Origin of the sequence: Paenibacillus terrigena DSM 21567, assembly GCF_000374845.1 — a bacterium.
In the GTDB taxonomy this organism is placed as follows: Bacteria; Bacillota; Bacilli; order Paenibacillales; family Paenibacillaceae; genus Paenibacillus_K; species Paenibacillus_K terrigena.
This window is the reverse complement of the sequence record NZ_KB895416.1, coordinates 1-17,123: the sequence shown is the minus strand read 5'-3', so window position 1 is coordinate 17,123 and position 17,123 is coordinate 1. Positions and strand designations below refer to the sequence as shown.

Below are 17,123 nucleotides of genomic sequence, written 5' to 3'. Positions count from 1 at the left end.
AATTCTATTTTATATTGCGGCAATTCAAAATGCAATGCTATAATAACAGCGTAATCTTATGGCAACATTTTCCGGATAACTAAGGATCGAAGGGTGGAGAAGCGGATGAATAGTAGATTGAAAATTGCGATCATCGGATCAGGCAGCACCTACACGCCCGAGCTCATTGAAGGCATGATCAAGCGTAAAGACGTTTTGCCGATCGATGAGCTCGTTCTGATGGATATCGATGATAGAAAGCTTAAAATTGTAGGCAGTCTATGCGAACGGATGATTCAGGCAGCGAACCTGTCCTGCCGCGTAGTCATGACACAGAACTTGGATGAAGCATTGCGTGATGCGTGCTTCGTACTCGCGCAAATTCGCGTCGGCAAGCTTCCCGCCAGAGTCATCGATGAATCGATCCCGCTGAAATATAATTTAATCGGCCAAGAAACGTGCGGTATCGGCGGATTCTTCAAAGCAATGCGCACCATTCCGGTGATGCTGCATATTGCGGAACGCATGCAGGAGCTATGCCCGGACGCATGGCTCATCAATTTCTCTAATCCGGCAGGCATTATTACCGAAGCGATTCTCAATCACACCAAGGTCAAGATGCTCGGCCTATGCAATGTGCCTTTCAACATGTTCAAGAGTATTCGCGAAACCCTGCAGCTCGAACGTGCAAAGTTCACCTATATTGGCCTTAACCATCTGAGTTGGATTACATCCATCGAGCAAGACGGTAAAGACTATCTAAAAACCGCGCTAGATATGGGCCTGAATAGCGAAGCAATGAAGAATATCCCTTCGAGTGGATTCTCGAAAGATATCATTCAAATGGTAGGGGCGATCCCTTCTTCCTATTTGGAATACTACTATTTCAAAGAAAAGAAGCTTAAATTACTCAAAGAAAGTGAATTAACGCGCGGCCAGAAGTGCATGCAGATCGAAGAAGAACTGCTGAAGATCTACATGGATGCCGAGCTTCATACCAAACCTGAGCTGCTATCCACCCGCGGAGGCGCGAACTATTCTGAAGTCGCGATCAGTCTTGTGGATGCGATCTATAATGATAAACAAGAAATCCATGTCGTGAACCTGCTGAATAACGGCGCTTTAGATTTCATGGAGGACACGGACGCCGTTGAAGTGTGCGCGGTTGTTGGCAAGGACGGCGCCGTACCGGTCAAAGTTCGCGACTTCCAAAATCGGCATATTATCGACTACATGCGGATGCTCAAAGCCTATGAGCGCGAAACCGTTGCTGCTGCCGTACACGGGGACGAGGACGCGGCGATGCGTGCCCTGTTAATGAATCCATTGGTCGGCGACTACGATGCCGCTTATCACTGCTTCAGTGAGTTGAAAGCTGCTCACAAGGCCGATCTCCCGCAATTTTTCGCAAAGGAAACGAAGGTATAATGAATCGAAATCACATAATCGGTGTCGATGGCGGCAATAGCAAAACCGACTATTTCCTGTTTGATCTGCAAGGAAATTTCGTGGATCACATCAACACTGGCACATGTAGTCATGAGCAATTTGCCGACGCCTATGCAAGCTCATTCCGTATCATGAATGAGAATATTCAGCATCTGCTGACGCGGAATCAGTTAACCATGAGCGACATTGCAGCTGGGGCATTCGGACTCGCTGGCGCCGACATCCCTTCTCAGAAAGAGAATTTATGCCGAGTGATTGAGGAAATCGGGTTTACGCATTATGCGATGGACAATGACTCTTTTCTTGGCGTAAAAGCAGGCAGTGAAAAAGGATACGGCATATGCTCCATCAACGGCTCCGGCACCTCCACTGGCGGCATATCCCCAAGCGGAAAGCGCCTGCAGGTAGGTGGTGTTGGCAGCGAACTGTCCGGCGATGAAGCGGGAGGGTTTTATCTCGCAAGAAAAACGCTCCGGGCAGTATACGACGCCTATTACCGGATGGGACCGACAACGGCGATGACCGGACCGGTGATGCAGCTGCTTCAGATCCCAAGTCAGGAATTATTCATTGAATATGCGTTAACTGGTATGCTTCAGCGAACACTTCCGAATACCGAGCTGATGCAAATCCTGTTCTCCTGTGCAGATCGAGGGGATATGGCGGCACTGGACATCATCGAACACTCAGCCAAGCAGCTTGCCTGCTCGACGGTTGGCTGCATGCATCATTTAGACTTCGATCATGAGGTGGACATTGTACTCGCTGGTTCGGTATGGGTCAAAGCAGAGAGCCCCCTACTATTACAGAAATACAAACGATATATCGAACAATTAACCTCGCATCACTGCAACTATATCCTGCTGCAAGTACCGCCAGCTACAGGCGCCGTGTTATGGGCGTTGGAGCTTGCGCACGGTCAACCGGTGGATCAAGCAGCTCGCCAGAAGGTCATCCACTCGGTAGATAATCGATCGTAGCATGAATCCATGGTTTTCCTTCACAAGTCAAAGAAGCTAAGGCTGTCATTCCGCCTTAGCTTCTTGGCGTTAATGCGTGTTAATGCGGGAGCAAAGGCTGACTAAAAAGGAGTTGGTCTAGGGGCTCGATCATATCATGCTGAAGATGAGGAAGAAGATGGGAGTACGTATTGAGGGTCATATGAACGGAGGCGTGACCGAGCCGTTCGGATACGATTTTGGGGTGAACGCCTTGCTGCAGCAGAATACTCGCATGGGTATGCCGCAAGTCGTGAAACGTAATGCGCGGAAGCTGCCAATCCTTAAGCAGGCGCAGCCATAAACGATGCAGCAGGCGGGGCGAGAGCGGGCCACCTTCAGGCGTACTGACGACAAGTGTTGGCGGTCTCAGCGTCTCCTCTGCAAGCTCCTCATGTTCGCTCTCGATCTCATGTAGACACCTTAATCTACGCTTCTCCTCCCATTCTGCGATCAAGAAAGCCTGATGCGCCTCAAGCATGCGAACCGTCTCCTGCGATAACGCAACGACCCGCACGCTTTGCGCTGTTTTGCCTCCTGCTTGAAAAGCCTTCCCACGATGGGTGAGCGTCTGCTGCATCCGAATAACACCTTGCCGGTAATCGACATCCTGCCAACGTAAGCCGAGAATTTCTCCCTGCCGCATGCCGGTGAGCACAGCAAGGGAGAATGCGATTGCGTAGCGATCTCCCTCTGCCTGTAGACGCATCAGAAAGTCACGAATTTGATCGAGTGACCAGACTTCGAACCTCCGGCGACGGATGGTCGGTTTCTCGATCTGCGCCGCTATATTGCGAGGAATATGTTCTGCCCTAACCGCCGCTTGTAATATCGCATGCAGTAGTGAGAAGATGCGCTTGATGGTCGTGTCCGTTAAAGACTTCGAGTACAAGGTATCTACAAAATGTTGAACCTGCTGCGGTGTCAGCGAGGTTAGCTGCATGATGCCAAACGCGGGAAGAAGATGAGTCCGTAAAATCGACTGATACAGCTCCTGCGTATTCTCACTTAGACCGCGACGCTGCGCTAACCAGCGCTGCGCATAAGTGGCAAAATTCAGTCCAACGGATCCTGCTGTATTGCGCTGCGGAACATCTACACTTGCGCCATATTCTGGCTTTCGCAACACTTCCTCGATCTCGCATCGCCATTTCGCTAACGCAAGCTCCGCTTCTTTCTTCGTGCTGAATCCGCGCTGTTTGTAGCGTATCCGCTTGCCTGTCTGCGGATCTCGCCCCGCCTCCGCCTCGATATACCATGGGTTCCGCTTCGCCTTCGGATTTTTATACACAGGCATCGAATCATCCCCTTTACACCAAGCTTCCGCCTGAAACATACGGTCTAATCCGTATCAGTATATGCCGCCAATTCCCCGCCAACGACTACCCAGCATTAGAAAAAAACCTTTGTGAACAGAGGGTTCTTCTCATCTGCCCTACCCTTCAATAGTGTTGGGGTCATTTATCTGGTTATTATCTCCAATCATTATTAGACTTCAGAGATCATTCAAAGTATTGGAATATCTAGATTCTATGCGGATCCTAATAATTTATTAATTCCTTATGTAGCTTATAATCATCGGGAGTATAGTGCCAACTTTAGTGCCGGATGTAGTGCCAAAACAAAAAAAGAAGCAGGGGTTACTCAGCCTGCTCCTCACTAGTTCCATCAAACCACTTTAAAAATCCATTCCTTGAAATGATAATCCTTCTCCCCACATGTACAACGTGGAATTTGCCTGATTTAACTAAATCATATGCTTGAACTTTCCCAATACCTAAAAATTTCTGAATATCCGCAACAGTCATTACTTCAGGTAGATCTTCTTTTTTTCGTGTCAGCATGAAATCACCTCTTATGTCATTTATACAATTCGCATGAATTGTCCTATTACTCTAAGTTATTTAAAATGATTCCTATGCAACTCCAATATCCGAAATTAGTACCAACTGAAACAAAAAAAACATTCGTATACCGAAGCCGTCGCAGATTTAAAATCATACAGGTTCTAGTATGATCAAATGCGACTAGATGGCTATGATATACGAATGTTCTTCTTTGCCTACTCCTCAAACGATAAATTCATAGGCTCGTCTAGAAGATCACACGAAAAATCAATATTCGTCGTAGGTACCTTGGTATCCACTTCCTCGAATTGCAGCCCATCAATCCAGACCTGCCCGCTTCCGGACAGCAGCACACCAAAAGCAATCGCGGCACTATGATCCGGCACATCCAGCACGATACTGTAATGGTTCCACGCCGTATCTCCGATAATAGGGCGGTCACTCATGTTATCAAATTGCAGTACATCATGAAGCGCATCGTCGACTCGCATCCAGAACCCGCAAAACCCGCTCACTGCCTTTGTTTTGATAAACCCTGAGAGCTTTAATCTTTTGCCGATATATTTGTCCGCTTTGAATTGCTGCATCATCGTTGCAAATTCGCCTTCCGTCTGTACAACTGTAACTGACTTTAAAAATCCGGATGCTTTCCCTTGATGGAAGGTTTCCCGGTCAATCCCCATCTGATAATTAAAGGGGTGACTTCCGCTTAATTGCCATCCTTTTAATAATTGTTCATTTTTCATTTTCATTTCCTCCCTTTGCATCGTTAATTTGCCCATGATTTTGCGATACTGCCCTGGCGGTAATTGATAGTATTTCTTAAAAGAACGGGTGAACGATTCTTGGCTTTCAAAGCGATAATAGATCGCAATATCTATAATTTTGTCATCTGTGAACAGTAACATATTGGACGAATCTGCAATTCTCCGAAATCGAATATATTCCGATACGGTTACGCCAACCTCTTGCTGAAAAATCCGATGGTAATGATACTTTGAAAACCCTGCAAACTTAGCCATGCTCTCTAGCGACAATTCTTCGTGCAAATGCGTTTCTATAAAGGCAATCGACTGTTGGATGATCGGACTATAGCTCAATTCATAACCTCCTTAGGAACAAAATAACAGAAGCAGCCGTTGCTTTTTTGACATATATTGCTTTGTTTCGCCTGCTCTGAAAAAAACACGTGGGGAACGGATATATCACCCCATCTCCTCACGTGCTGCGATTTAAAACTTCAGGCTGTTATTCTCCATTTGATGCACAATCATTTCTCTTAGCTGTGCTGGCTGATCCGAACGAATAGCGATTTGAGAATATTCCTTTTGGATACCCATCATTAAGGTTGCTTTGACAGGTGTTTTCATTTTTAAAATGAGATCCGGATGAATCTTTTCAAAATCTCGCGCAATGAACTCCATCGTATCCTTCGATAACTTGCTTTCAAGAATCGCACGATCTTCAACGATACACTCAATATTGTCAAATGAGATCTCTACACGCTTCATTAATCCAAGAGAGAGAAACAAGGAGCCCTTGTGGATATGGACCGGATTCAATCGGACCGCTTGAATATCTGCCAAGAAAAAAATGACCGAATATACATTCAGAACGAGTAAGATGATCGAAATAACGATCGATTTTTGATGCAGCCATAGATGGAGACCTAATGTTTCAATGACAATGGCATGGATCATCATCACTTGGAATGCAATGTAGCTTGAGCGTTTATACAGTGTGATCCCTGGCGGCGGCGTCTTTTTCCAACTGAAGAAAGCATAATAGAACATCATCGCTTCTGAACAGATCATCTGAATGATTGGATTTTTGTGTATGTGTTCATCGATTGCCTGAGGGAAAGCAAAAACGGCCGGTAGTGTGCTCGTTTTCACCTTTTTTATGACTTTGGGCATGTAATGGACAAGCGTAACAATGAGCATCAGTTCAAAGATGATGAGCCCCGCCTCGACTGCAATACCGGCCCAAGTAATCGCTGTAAAAGGTTCTAATAGATGATGCGGAATGAGAAACCTCGCTAATATGCATCCTGCCGCAGACAGAATTACAGCTGTCTTAAGAGAGAACTTCTTACGGTACAACATCGAGAGTAGCGGCAGCATGATGATCAGATCAAATAAGGACCCTAATACGACCCCATTCGTGTGGGATGGGAGTAATTGATCTCCGATATGCGTGCGATAGAGCATGTAATTGCTGCATAGAACAAATCCCAACAATAAAAGCCAAACATACTTACCTCTTTCAATGACACGCATCGACTATTCCCCTTTCACAATCCCGTTTAATTGTTCGAGGATACGAACCATTTGCTCCAAGTCTTCTACAGGCAGCTGTCCATAAATCTCGCGGTTGATCTCCTCTTCAAGCGTTTGCGCCTCTTCGAAGTACCGCTCGCCCTTCGCCGCCAGCTTCAGTACAATTTCACGACGATTTTCCGGGTTGATACTGCGGGTAATGTATTCTTTGGTCTCTAGTTTGTTGAGAATTTGACTAACGGCACTCATGGATATATTCAATTGGGCAGCTAAATCCTTCGTTGAAGCGCAGCCGGTCCGGATGAGCTCTAATAATAAAACCTGCTTCACTGTAAGCTCATTATCAATTTGATGCTCAAATCTGCTTGCTAATTGAACGCTTAAACGATTTAGTAAACCGTTAATTTGTTGAATAAGATCATTTTTCACGTTTAATACACCCCACTTAATAATTAAGTTAACTTAACTATAAGGTAAGGTAAAGTAAAAGTACATATGAAAATAAGGCGAGGATATCCTTGTCAGAAGGGGGCTGTAATATGATAGACTAACATTATCAATATTTTCCACCAACTGAGATGAGGAGAGAGGATTAGATGGGTTTCCTTAAAAAGATATTCGGCGGTAAGAACGACGGAGAAAAGTCGAATGACGGCACTACGATTTACAAATACGAAGAAAGTGCCTATTATGCGCCGCCAGCTCCAATGGAATACGTAGAAGAAATCGTTGCACATTTCGAAACGGTATTTCCCGGACGAACAAGCAGTGTCTTTCATGAGATTATATCCGACACCATACATATTGATGTAAATATCATGGAACCTACGGAAGAAGAGCCATTCTGGGTACTATACACAAACGGTATGAGTGACTTGCCGATGACGCTTCCAGATGAAATACTAGCTGAGCTCGACGATCAATACGATCGGGCGGAAGTTATGATGTTTCTTCCCGCTTCCTGGGAAATGACTGAAGAATCCGTCAAGGATGAGAACAACTACTGGCCGATCCGACTCATGAAGCAGATGGCTCGTTTTCCCCATCAGTATAATACGTGGTTGGGTTATGGACATACCATCCCCAATTACCAGGACTATGAACCCTATGCCGACGGAACGGGGTTGAATGGGGTTGTACTCTATCAATTAAATGAAGAGATCAGCGTCATCCCTACTAAAGACGGGAATAAGATTCATACCTATTTCTTGATTCCTCTGTATAAAGAGGAGATGGATTATAAGTTAGAGCATGGCATGGATGCACTGATGGACAAATTATTGGAGTTGGACGATGAAGTACTTGAGTTACATGCAAACAGAATGAATACTTGCAAATAGTACATCGACCTGAGTGAAAGCTAAACAAGCTGCCTTCTGTTCCATACAGAAAGCAGCTTCGTATATCTGCCGTCACCTATTTCTTATTCGGCAAATATGTCGGCATCTTCACTTGTTTGATCAGCAGAACGCCGTCGAAATGCCGTCTTAGCTCTAGCGGCATCGGCATCATCACCTGATAAGAGGCTATCATCCGTTCGAACATCCACGAATTTCCCCGTTCATTTTCCCGATAGTGTAAATCCATGATTGTATATGGCTGTCCTCCTGCCGATAAAATATCTTCCATAGACCCTGGGATCATCGGATCCAGCTTAAGCGGTTCCCTCGTGTTCTCGGCCACTTGTCCTTCACCCATAAATAGACCCATGACATAGCTTTCCTGCTGCAGCTCCTTCGGCATGAGCTCTCCCATACTCTTCGGCATGGTGGGAATGAGAGACTGTGCTTTGCTGATATGGCCATTATGTCCCCATACGATGATTTTCTCTTCCGGATAAATTTCTGTCGCCAGCCATGCAAGATTGCTAGCCATCGCACGATCGCGCCATTCCATCATGGACTGAGCGCCGCTATAATCCCCTTGTTCTGTTAATAGATTGGATTGGATGCACAGCTCATTAAACTCCTGGATGACCCGGATGCGATCCTCTAGCGCTCGCTTCATCAACTTGACGATATGCGGCTCATCGGGATAGTCCATCTTCAGCGCATTTTCATTCTTAGTCACGACCTGCAATAGCTCTTCATACACCTTAATCAGCTCAGGCTTGGCCTTGAGGAATCCTCTGAGATCCTTGCTCATTCTCCACTTATGAACCTCTTGTTCCGCTTGCAGCGCTCTGTCCTTCAGCCCTTTGCTTGGAATCCAATTCGCATCCTGAAATAGCGGGGATTGCACCTGAATATCGAAACCCATCAGCCGCAAAGGAGATTCGCTCTTATGTGTCTCCTTCATGTACTCGAACAACGGCTTTGTCTCTTCCGTCCACCATACGCCAAATATGGAACGCATCATCGTCTCCTGGGTCGCCGTCTTTTTTATCCGTCCTTGTGCAAGGGCAGCATCGCCCAAACCACTTTCAAATGCAACAATGTTATATCCTAGCGTTTGGTGCAAATATTGAATGAAGCGCGTTTTGACGAGGTTAAATTCGGCCACCCCATGTGAATTTTCTCCTAAATAGACAATTCGCTTATCAGCGAGCAAGGGGTTCAGCATATCTAGGTCGCTAAATTTGTCCTGCGCAATGGATCCTCCGTTCGAAGACCATGGTTCCGGTTGAATCGAATTTAATGCATAAGCATGATCCGCGGCCCAACGCTTCCAATCGGATAAAGCGGCCTGATACGATCTTGCTGTTCTGACTTGCTGTTCATGTACTATTGTCTCGTTCATGGGTTGGGACGAAGTTCCCACCGCTGCTTCCCCATATGCGGTCTTTACCGGAATAACAGCAGATGTCATCGAGGCACTAAGCATGATCAACGTGAGCGGCATGCACAAAAAGCGACGCAAACCAAGGGTATTCGTGTTCCATGTCATTGAATCTAACTCCTCACCGAAAAGTAATTTACGTTCTTTTTCAAGAATACATAAATTGCACCCTACCTTTTTGATCATTATTGCTATCTTTATTTGAACACAATAATATTGCTGGAGTTGATTATAGTCATGGATACTTGGATTTGGAGTATTCTTGGTCACACAGAACACTAGCATATAGAACATCCCTTAGTGAATAACCAGTCCAATGAAAAGGGAATCTTATACAAGAACAGACTTAAAAGAATAGGGAGTGAGCAAGAGATGGGAACGATGTCAGGGGTGGGCAGCTCTAACCCTCAAATTGGAGCAGCTCAAAAAACACTTGGCCAGTACTTGTTCGATTGCCTAAAGTTGGAGGGCATTACCGAAATTTTTGGCGTTGCCGGAGACTATAATTTTTCACTATTGGATACGCTGGAGCGGTATAACGGCGTCCGGTTTATGAGTGGACGGAACGAATTGAACTCAGGTTATGCGGCGGATGGCTACGCAAGAATCAAAGGTCTGTCCGCTCTTATTACGACTTTCGGGGTCGGAGAGCTCAGTGCCTGCAATGCGATAGCGGGAGCTAACAGCGAGCATGTGCCGCTGATACACATCGTGGGTGCGCCTCCAGAGAAGGATCAAAAGGAACACAAGCTAATGCACCACACTCTAATGAATGGAAATTTCGACGTCTTCCACAAAGTGTATGAGCTGATTACAGCTTATACCGCGGTGCTGACACCGGAAAACGCCGAGATTGAAATTCCTGTCGCTATTCGCATTGCGAAGGAAAAGAAAAAGCCGGTATACCTGGTTGTGGCTGATGATTTAGTGACCAAACCGATCCTTGCCCGGAGAGAGCCGATACCGCCGCGTCCAACGTCCAATCTGAAAACCCTTCAGGCAGCAACGGAACATGTCCGCCAGCTGCTGGACCGTACCCACCGGCCAGTCATTCTGGTTGATGTCAAAACAATGCGTTTCGGCCTAGAGACAGCGGTTCGGCAGTTGGCCGACGCCATGAATGTACCTGTTGCGACAATGATGTTCGGAAAGGGGGCATTCGACGAAACCCATTCGAATTATATCGGGATGTACGAAGGCTCTTTCGGAAGTTCTGAAGTCCAAGCCACGGTAGAAAATGCAGACTGTGTCATTGCGGTAGGCATGGTATGGGCGGACACTAACACCGCAAACTTCACCGCGAAGCTGAACCCACTGGTGACAGTCAATATTCAACCGGACATGGTTAAGGTCGCAGAAGCGGAATATCCGAATGTGTTCGCAGCCGACATGCTGCTTGCGGTGCAGAAGGTTGGGTACAAAGGCCAAGGTTTGGCGGGAAAAGCGACATTCCCGTACGACCAAATAACCGGCGGTACTGATGAGCCACTAACTGCGGCCATTTATTATCCTCGTTTTCAGCAGATGCTGAAAGAGGGAGATATTGTGATCGCCGAGACCGGTACGTTTTACAACGGGATGGCGCAGGTGAGACTGCCGCGCAATGTAACGTATATTGCTCAGGGAGGCTGGGAGTCCATCGGTTATGCCACACCCTCAGCATACGGTGCCAGTATCGCTGCGCCGGACAGACGGGTTTTATTATTTACAGGTGACGGCTCCTTGCAGTTGACAGCACAAGAGATCAGCTCCATGCTCTATTATGAATGCAAGCCCATTATCTTCGTCTTGAACAACGATGGTTATACGATCGAGAAATATTTAAATGTCAAAACAGAGGATCAGCAATATAACAAAATTCCGCGGTGGTCATACTCCAAGCTGATCGAAGCTTTTGGAGGCAATGCGTTTGCCGTGACTGTCCGGACCTATGGAGAGCTTGATCAGGCGATAACCCAAGCTGATAAGGAACGTGCCGGAAGAATCTGTATCATTGAAATGATCGCCGCGGATCCTATGGACGCACCCGAAAATATGCGCCGGATGCGTAACTATTTGGAGATGCAGGAGAAGCAGCGAAGCCAGAATTAGAATCAGCGGGACCTAGGTTAGACTTTTCTTACTTCGTAAACATGATAAGCATTCTTAAAAAAAGGCCCGATAAGCTCATGAACCAAGCTTATCGGGCCTCACCTATTCCAACACACTCCAGTATCTTTAATCGCCATTAAACCCTTCCCGCCAAGAAATTTAGCCGCCATTTGTGGTAAGGTCCACCGCGAATGATCTTGAACTAAACTGCCCGTTACTTCAATAGAAAAAGGAGCAGCTGTCGCAGCACGCTACTCCACGCTAACGTCTCTCGTTAGCTTAATAATTTCAACTCGGGGTAGCGCTCGCGAATCATGTCCCAATACATATCAATCAATTAAACAATTAAAGTCAAATCCCATAGTTTTCTTAATTCCTCGATAGCTTGTTCAACTTTCGTATCATCTAATAAATTTATTTTGACGGCTTCCATAGTTGGGGATACCATGTTCCATTCCTTCATATGTAACAAACGTTATCACACGCTAACTTTTATTTGAATCTCACTATTATAATTGTTGGTTCGAGCGCACGATCTCTCGGTAATTTGTAGCTTGTGCTCCATGAGATTCTTTTGCCATATCGACATGAGATGGTCTTCAATGATTAACTATTTACCTCTTTAACTCTAAATAATTCATATTATAATCTTCTCCTAAGAAATTCATCTCTCCAGAAAATCCATTTAATTCCCACTCTCCATTTTTGTTTGGGGTAAACATGTATTCTCTTTTCCAATCCTTTAGCTTCTCATCATCACCAACATATTCTTCCTTAATGCTTAATCTAGTTTGATTAAAAAACTCATTCTCGAAGTAACTCTTATAAATGACCGCATTTGTTATTGTTATTCCTTTATGAAAGACAGTTGGGTATAATGTGTTCTGTTGTACATACTTATCTGACTCGGGATCGGAATCCATATTATTGATAAATAATATAGATAGAATATCCTTAGCATGGTCTCCAAACTCTTCGGTAAAAGATTTCTCTAATTCCTTATACTCCAGTTCTGACACCTTTTCCCTCAACGCTAAATCAATGATCATTTTTTCTTTCCTCTCAACCATTTCAATTGCAGTGTTTATGTCGAAATCAATTGTTTCTTCTTTTATCGGCTTTAATTGTTCTGATGATTGACAAGCCGATAAAAACAAAATAACCATAATAAGTAAAAATAAGCGGAATCTCCTCATAATTAGCTACTCTCCCTCTTCCTCCTCTTTGTTCCACTAATCTGCTCGTTAGTTCAACAAAAAAGGACGCTCCCGCGCCTTTGCGTGGGCTACGTCCTCTTCATTATATTTCATTTCCAATTATTAATTAAAGAACATACGCGGGAAGCATGTAGTGCTTTAAAAGGTGCCTTATCCTAGCCTAACACCATTCGCTTCATTTGCGAAAGAACCGTTTATCTTTTTTTCCTATTTTCGAAATCGCTTAACCGCGAGTTGCCGATATGAGCGCAATGATGAAAGAAGCAAGTGCAGCTAAGGATGCAAGCGTACGTACAGTATTCCATGCTGTCCAACTGACGACATAACGCGACCAGAGGTCAGCCCCAGCTGTACTGCCTGGATCAACGACGGCAAGCGAATCATTCAATGGCACATTGAGTACTGCCGTCACCATAAAGCTGATTAGATATAAAAGACTGCCGATGAACAGAGCCTTCGATCCTGCCTGACTCCATCTAGCGAGAGAGACGATCGCGAGTACAACACTTGCTAAAGCTGTTCCGAAAAATACGAAACTAAACCAAAAATTGAGCACGACGACATTAATGGATTGCATGGCATTAATCCCTTGTGCTGCAGGGATGCGGGAGAGAGCTGTCATCACGAATGCCGAGAAGGCGAAGAATATTCCGGCAATCAATCCGGACCCCAGTGCCGAAGAAAAAGTTAACAAAGTTAGAAAACCTTTCATTTCTGCGTGGCTCCCCAGATGCCAGCAGCGGCCACTTTCTTCGCATAGTCAGCAAAATCAAGCGGTTCACGACCAAGAGCTACCTGAACACCATCCGTCAGATGCGCGTTACGACCGTCCAACACTTGAATGAATAAATAGTTCAGCAGTGATATAACATCTTCCGGTAAACCTTCCTGCGTCAGCGCTGACGTAAACGCCTCCGCGGAAATTTGCACATACCTAACATCCTGCCCGCTCGCATTAGCAATCTCCCTAACTGCTTCCGCGAAGGTCAGCAAACGCGGCCCAGTCAACTCGTAAAGCTTGCCGATATGACGATCATCGGAAAGTGCCGCAACGGCGACATCCGCAATGTCATCCGCATCGATAAACGGCTCCTTCACATCGCCTACCGGCAAGGCGACCGTACCGCTCAGTACAAAGTCGAGCAAGAAGTTCTCACTGAAGTTTTGGCTGAACCAGCTCGCCCGCAGGATCGTCCAATCAGCCCCTGAGTTCTGCAGTGCCAGCTCACTAAGCTGAGCTTCTTCCTCACCTCGGCCTGATAAGAGTACCAGCCGCTTTATCCCGTTTTCCACTGCCAATCTGGCAAAAGAACCAATTGCATCGGCTGCCCCTGGCACAGCCAGATCTGGGTAGTAAGTGATATAGACTGCTCTAACATCGTGCAGAGCCGCTTCCCATGTAGACGGGTTCTCCCAATCAAAAGGCACTTCACCGGAACGAGACCCGATGCGAACTGGCAATCCTTGACCAGTCAATCTTTCCGCCACACGACGTCCTGTCTTCCCTGTACCGCCTAGAACCAAAAACTTTTCCCCTGTACGAATATTCATAAACATCCTCCTCATAATTAATTGTTTGTACATACAATTTTTTTATTGAAGAACCTAACCTTTTTCTATAAACTCCAATTGTTCGCTTGCCTCAAAGATCTGTAAAGTTAATTCATCTCCTTGCTTTTCACCCAAAATATCATTGTAATTGCTGCGAAGATTCGTCCAGCACCGTTGAATCTCATCTGCCAATGCTATGCCTTTTTCTGTCGACGATATTAGCGACATCCTCCCTTCCACACGGTTAACGATCACGCCTTTAGCAATAAGCTTTTCGATTAATCGAGTCACCGTTGAAGGCTGAAGGTGAAGAATCTGCGCGATCTCTTTCTGTGAAATGCTTTCTTTTTCATACACGGCCATCAGCAAAAATGCAGAAGTCGGCGACAATCCTATGGTTGCAAATTCCCTTTCCGCCATTTTGGTAATGACCCTGCTAAGACGACTCGCGGTAAAATACAGACATTCTTTGAAAAATATCTCAAGCATTTTTCTGCCTTCTTTCTGAGTAAAAGTAATTAAAGTTGCTTGCACACACAATTATAAAGGATATCCCAATAAATGTAAACCCATTTTTTTTACATCACTTACTTTAAACTGTTTTGCATTTCATGTTGGTGAAAATAAAGTATTAGCAGGAGTCGTTGATTTGACTCAGTTTTTGAATTGAAAAAAGGATAACTTTTGAAGAATAAGTATTGGACTGCTCCATTAAAAAAACAGCGGCGGACCAAGACTTAAAAAAATAAAGTCTTAGACTGCCACTGTTGTTATTCAACGTTCCCCGTTAGTTCAATGAATGAGTGCTTATATGGCAGTTCTAAATTGGATTATTTCATGGTACTTACGGTTCCTATTAACGCCATATCCGTATATATGGATTCCTCAATATTAGGAAGCAACCTGTAAATTGATTTTTGAATTACTTTCTCAATTTCTTGCTTAATACTGAAGTAGCCCTTCCATAAAATTGGCGAATTAGAATTGATTCCATTTCTAATGGCAGCCGAAACAATTCGCTTTTCTATTGTTAAAAATCCTTTATCATCTGCTAATGCATCACATAATGTAACTAGTTTGTCATAGATAGTCCATTCAATTTGATTTAGTATCTCACTTAATTGTATCTGTACGTGCGGAGGAATTTCCTTCCAACCGTTAATTGTCTCTAAGTTTGTTGATGGAAATGAGTGCGTAACGCAAACATTAGCTGTTCCCTCGTAGCCCTTATTAATCATAAATAAATAACCATCCAATGAATGAGTAACTGATGGGGTATAACCTACATACCGACCGATATCATGTAATAGTCCACTTGTATAAGCAATATTCGGGTCAATTTCGTACCCTGCCTTTAGTAAATCTATTGCTATATATTCCGCCGCTCTTGCCACGTTTATTGAGTGTTGAACCCAAGTTCCTGGATTTGATATTGCCGCCTCATTTAACAATTGCTCTGCATATAATCTATCTTCAACAAACTCCATTTAATCAACTCCATGTTATGTTTTTAATCGCTCATTTAGTCCCCCCAATTAATTGAGTAATAAACGCCGTATTTCTGTAACATCAGGCACAATTGCTACTGGACTATGGTTTGTAGTTTGGTGGAGCCCCTTTGGGTTAACCCAGATAGCGTCTATCCCAGTTTCCATTGGACCTACTACATCGTGAGTCCAAGAATCACCAATAAAGAGCGTCTCATCGGATTTTTTGCCAAAGTGCTCTAACGCAACGGCATAAATTTGCGGATCTGGTTTGCGATACCCTAACTGCTCTGCGTGAAATATGGTGTCATCACTGAACACTTCTGCCAGTCCCATTTGCTGAATTTTTAATCGAGGGTCGTATAATCCATTGGTGACGATTCCAACGTCATAGTAACGTTTTAAATCCTTGAGTAATGCGGAAATTGATTCATTTGCGCAGACGTAATCCATACTTGTCTTGAAGAAAAGCGCATCAATTTCATCAATGAGTATTGCATCCGATCTAACATTGAAATAGGACAAAGCATGGCTCCATCGAGCTTTCTTGAATGCCTCCGGAGAAATCTCGCGTCTTATAAATGGCTCCAAAATCATTTTCGGAGGATGCAACATTTGCTCTAAGAATACAGATGCGTCAAGTGTTCTAGTTACGGAATGAATTCCAAGAGTTTGAATGAGTCCAACGCTAAACCATGAAGAATTGTCTAGGAGCGTATCGTCCAAATCAAATAATAGCAAACTATATTTTCTCAAATCGTCTCCCCCATTGAAAGCGTCGAATGCTCATCCGCAGTTAGTCAAGTATTACTTGCCTTTACCAATTCTATCAATCCAAGTGGAGCAATAAAAAATGGAGTTTAAACAAGTAATTCCACAGTTCTTGAATAAATTCCTTTGTGTATACCATTATTCTGCCCGTTAGCTCAACGAGGCTGCCGTTACATGCCGGCAGCCTCGTCCTGATGTTTATTGAACTATCGTGTCCCGTTAGATTAACGCCGTTGCCTAGTCCAGAACTTTATCCTCAACAATCGAATCCTTTATTTTTCAGTCTAATGCTTTATTTTCTCAAGACTACCGCAGCCAGTAGCAGCGTCTGCGACAATCGGTTTGGCCTCTTGGTGTCGTGACAACAATAAAACTTTGGAAGGTTTCTGTGTATTGCTGGTTCACAATGATCCGAAAATCCAAACAAAAAGCTACCGAAATTTCAAGCCGGTAGCTTTGGGGATCGCCGACGGTCCATGCATCACCAATCTCCGATATACATGTCTACTTTACTTTATTTAATAAGTTTGTCACCATTCTGCTCAATGTCCCTTGATCGACGAAAGGAGCAAGACTTGCCAGCAGATCCGGGCTAAGATATTCAGCTTCGACTCCACCAATCAACTTCTCGAGATTTTCCCTGTCCAGAAAAGGTGCGAGGCTTATGATCCGGTTC

At 44.7% G+C, this 17,123-nt stretch carries 16 protein-coding genes; 4 read left to right on the top strand and 12 right to left on the bottom strand.

Going from position 1 to position 17,123, the window contains the following annotated elements:
* Positions 1 to 105: 105 nt before the first annotated feature.
* The gene (locus C558_RS0114020; RefSeq protein ID WP_018756911.1) at positions 106 to 1,407 is read left to right on the top strand and encodes a 6-phospho-beta-glucosidase; all 1,302 of its coding nucleotides are present in this window, start codon (positions 106 to 108) and stop codon (positions 1,405 to 1,407) included.
* Positions 1,407 to 2,408: an N-acetylglucosamine kinase gene (locus C558_RS0114015; RefSeq protein WP_018756910.1), complete on the top strand. Its 1,002-nt coding sequence runs from the start codon at positions 1,407 to 1,409 to the stop codon at positions 2,406 to 2,408. The genes C558_RS0114020 and C558_RS0114015 overlap by 1 nt, the downstream gene beginning before the upstream one ends.
* Positions 2,409 to 2,487: 79 nt before the next feature.
* On the opposite strand, the gene C558_RS0114010 is transcribed toward C558_RS0114015, so the two are convergent.
* The 5 genes from C558_RS0114010 to C558_RS0113990 form a co-directional block, all read right to left on the bottom strand.
* Positions 2,488 to 3,723: a site-specific integrase gene (locus tag C558_RS0114010; protein WP_018756909.1), complete on the bottom strand. Its 1,236-nt coding sequence runs from the start codon at positions 3,721 to 3,723 to the stop codon at positions 2,488 to 2,490.
* A 343-nt stretch (positions 3,724 to 4,066) separates the two neighbouring features.
* A complete protein-coding gene (locus tag C558_RS0114005; RefSeq protein ID WP_018756908.1) occupies positions 4,067 to 4,270 on the bottom strand; it encodes a helix-turn-helix domain-containing protein in 204 nt (67 codons plus the stop codon).
* A gap of 218 nt (positions 4,271 to 4,488) precedes the next feature.
* Positions 4,489 to 5,373 carry a helix-turn-helix transcriptional regulator gene (locus tag C558_RS0114000; protein WP_018756907.1) on the bottom strand — a complete coding sequence of 295 codons (885 nt, stop codon included), beginning with the start codon at positions 5,371 to 5,373 and terminating at the stop codon, positions 4,489 to 4,491.
* Positions 5,374 to 5,505: 132 nt separating this feature from the next.
* Positions 5,506 to 6,552, bottom strand: a complete 1,047-nt coding sequence (locus tag C558_RS0113995; protein ID WP_018756906.1) for a hypothetical protein — start codon at positions 6,550 to 6,552, stop codon at positions 5,506 to 5,508.
* 3 nt (positions 6,553 to 6,555) lie between these two features.
* Entirely contained in the window at positions 6,556 to 6,981 is a 426-nt protein-coding gene (locus C558_RS0113990) for a MarR family winged helix-turn-helix transcriptional regulator (protein WP_018756905.1), read from the bottom strand.
* Between the two features lie 167 nt (positions 6,982 to 7,148).
* Between C558_RS0113990 and C558_RS0113985 the strand changes: the two genes are divergently transcribed.
* The gene (locus C558_RS0113985; RefSeq protein ID WP_018756904.1) at positions 7,149 to 7,892 is read left to right on the top strand and encodes a suppressor of fused domain protein; all 744 of its coding nucleotides are present in this window, start codon (positions 7,149 to 7,151) and stop codon (positions 7,890 to 7,892) included.
* A gap of 76 nt (positions 7,893 to 7,968) precedes the next feature.
* Here the strand turns inward: C558_RS0113985 and C558_RS0113980 are convergent, their stop codons facing one another.
* Complete coding sequence (locus C558_RS0113980) at positions 7,969 to 9,438, bottom strand: erythromycin esterase family protein (RefSeq protein WP_018756903.1); 1,470 nt, start codon at positions 9,436 to 9,438, stop codon at positions 7,969 to 7,971.
* Between the two features lie 264 nt (positions 9,439 to 9,702).
* On the opposite strand from C558_RS0113980, the gene C558_RS0113975 reads away from it, so the two are divergent.
* Positions 9,703 to 11,421: an alpha-keto acid decarboxylase family protein gene (locus C558_RS0113975; RefSeq protein WP_018756902.1), complete on the top strand. Its 1,719-nt coding sequence runs from the start codon at positions 9,703 to 9,705 to the stop codon at positions 11,419 to 11,421.
* Positions 11,422 to 12,035: 614 nt separating this feature from the next.
* On the opposite strand, the gene C558_RS0113965 is transcribed toward C558_RS0113975, so the two are convergent.
* The 6 genes from C558_RS0113965 to C558_RS0113940 all read right to left on the bottom strand — a co-directional run bounded on the left by C558_RS0113965 (position 12,036) and on the right by C558_RS0113940 (position 16,432).
* A complete protein-coding gene (locus C558_RS0113965; protein WP_245583803.1) occupies positions 12,036 to 12,587 on the bottom strand; it encodes a hypothetical protein in 552 nt (183 codons plus the stop codon).
* Between the two features lie 274 nt (positions 12,588 to 12,861).
* Positions 12,862 to 13,350 carry an anthrone oxygenase family protein gene (locus C558_RS0113960; RefSeq protein WP_018756899.1) on the bottom strand — a complete coding sequence of 163 codons (489 nt, stop codon included), beginning with the start codon at positions 13,348 to 13,350 and terminating at the stop codon, positions 12,862 to 12,864.
* The gene (locus C558_RS0113955) at positions 13,347 to 14,189 is read right to left on the bottom strand and encodes an SDR family oxidoreductase (protein WP_018756898.1); all 843 of its coding nucleotides are present in this window, start codon (positions 14,187 to 14,189) and stop codon (positions 13,347 to 13,349) included. The genes C558_RS0113960 and C558_RS0113955 overlap by 4 nt, the downstream gene beginning before the upstream one ends.
* A gap of 54 nt (positions 14,190 to 14,243) precedes the next feature.
* Positions 14,244 to 14,723, bottom strand: a complete 480-nt coding sequence (locus C558_RS0113950; RefSeq protein ID WP_245583802.1) for a MarR family winged helix-turn-helix transcriptional regulator — start codon at positions 14,721 to 14,723, stop codon at positions 14,244 to 14,246.
* Between the two features lie 296 nt (positions 14,724 to 15,019).
* A complete protein-coding gene (locus tag C558_RS0113945; protein ID WP_018756896.1) occupies positions 15,020 to 15,676 on the bottom strand; it encodes an HD domain-containing protein in 657 nt (218 codons plus the stop codon).
* 48 nt (positions 15,677 to 15,724) lie between these two features.
* Positions 15,725 to 16,432 (bottom strand): HAD family hydrolase, encoded by a 708-nt coding sequence (locus C558_RS0113940; protein WP_018756895.1) that lies wholly within the window; start codon positions 16,430 to 16,432, stop codon positions 15,725 to 15,727.
* Positions 16,433 to 17,123: the final 691 nt, after the last annotated feature.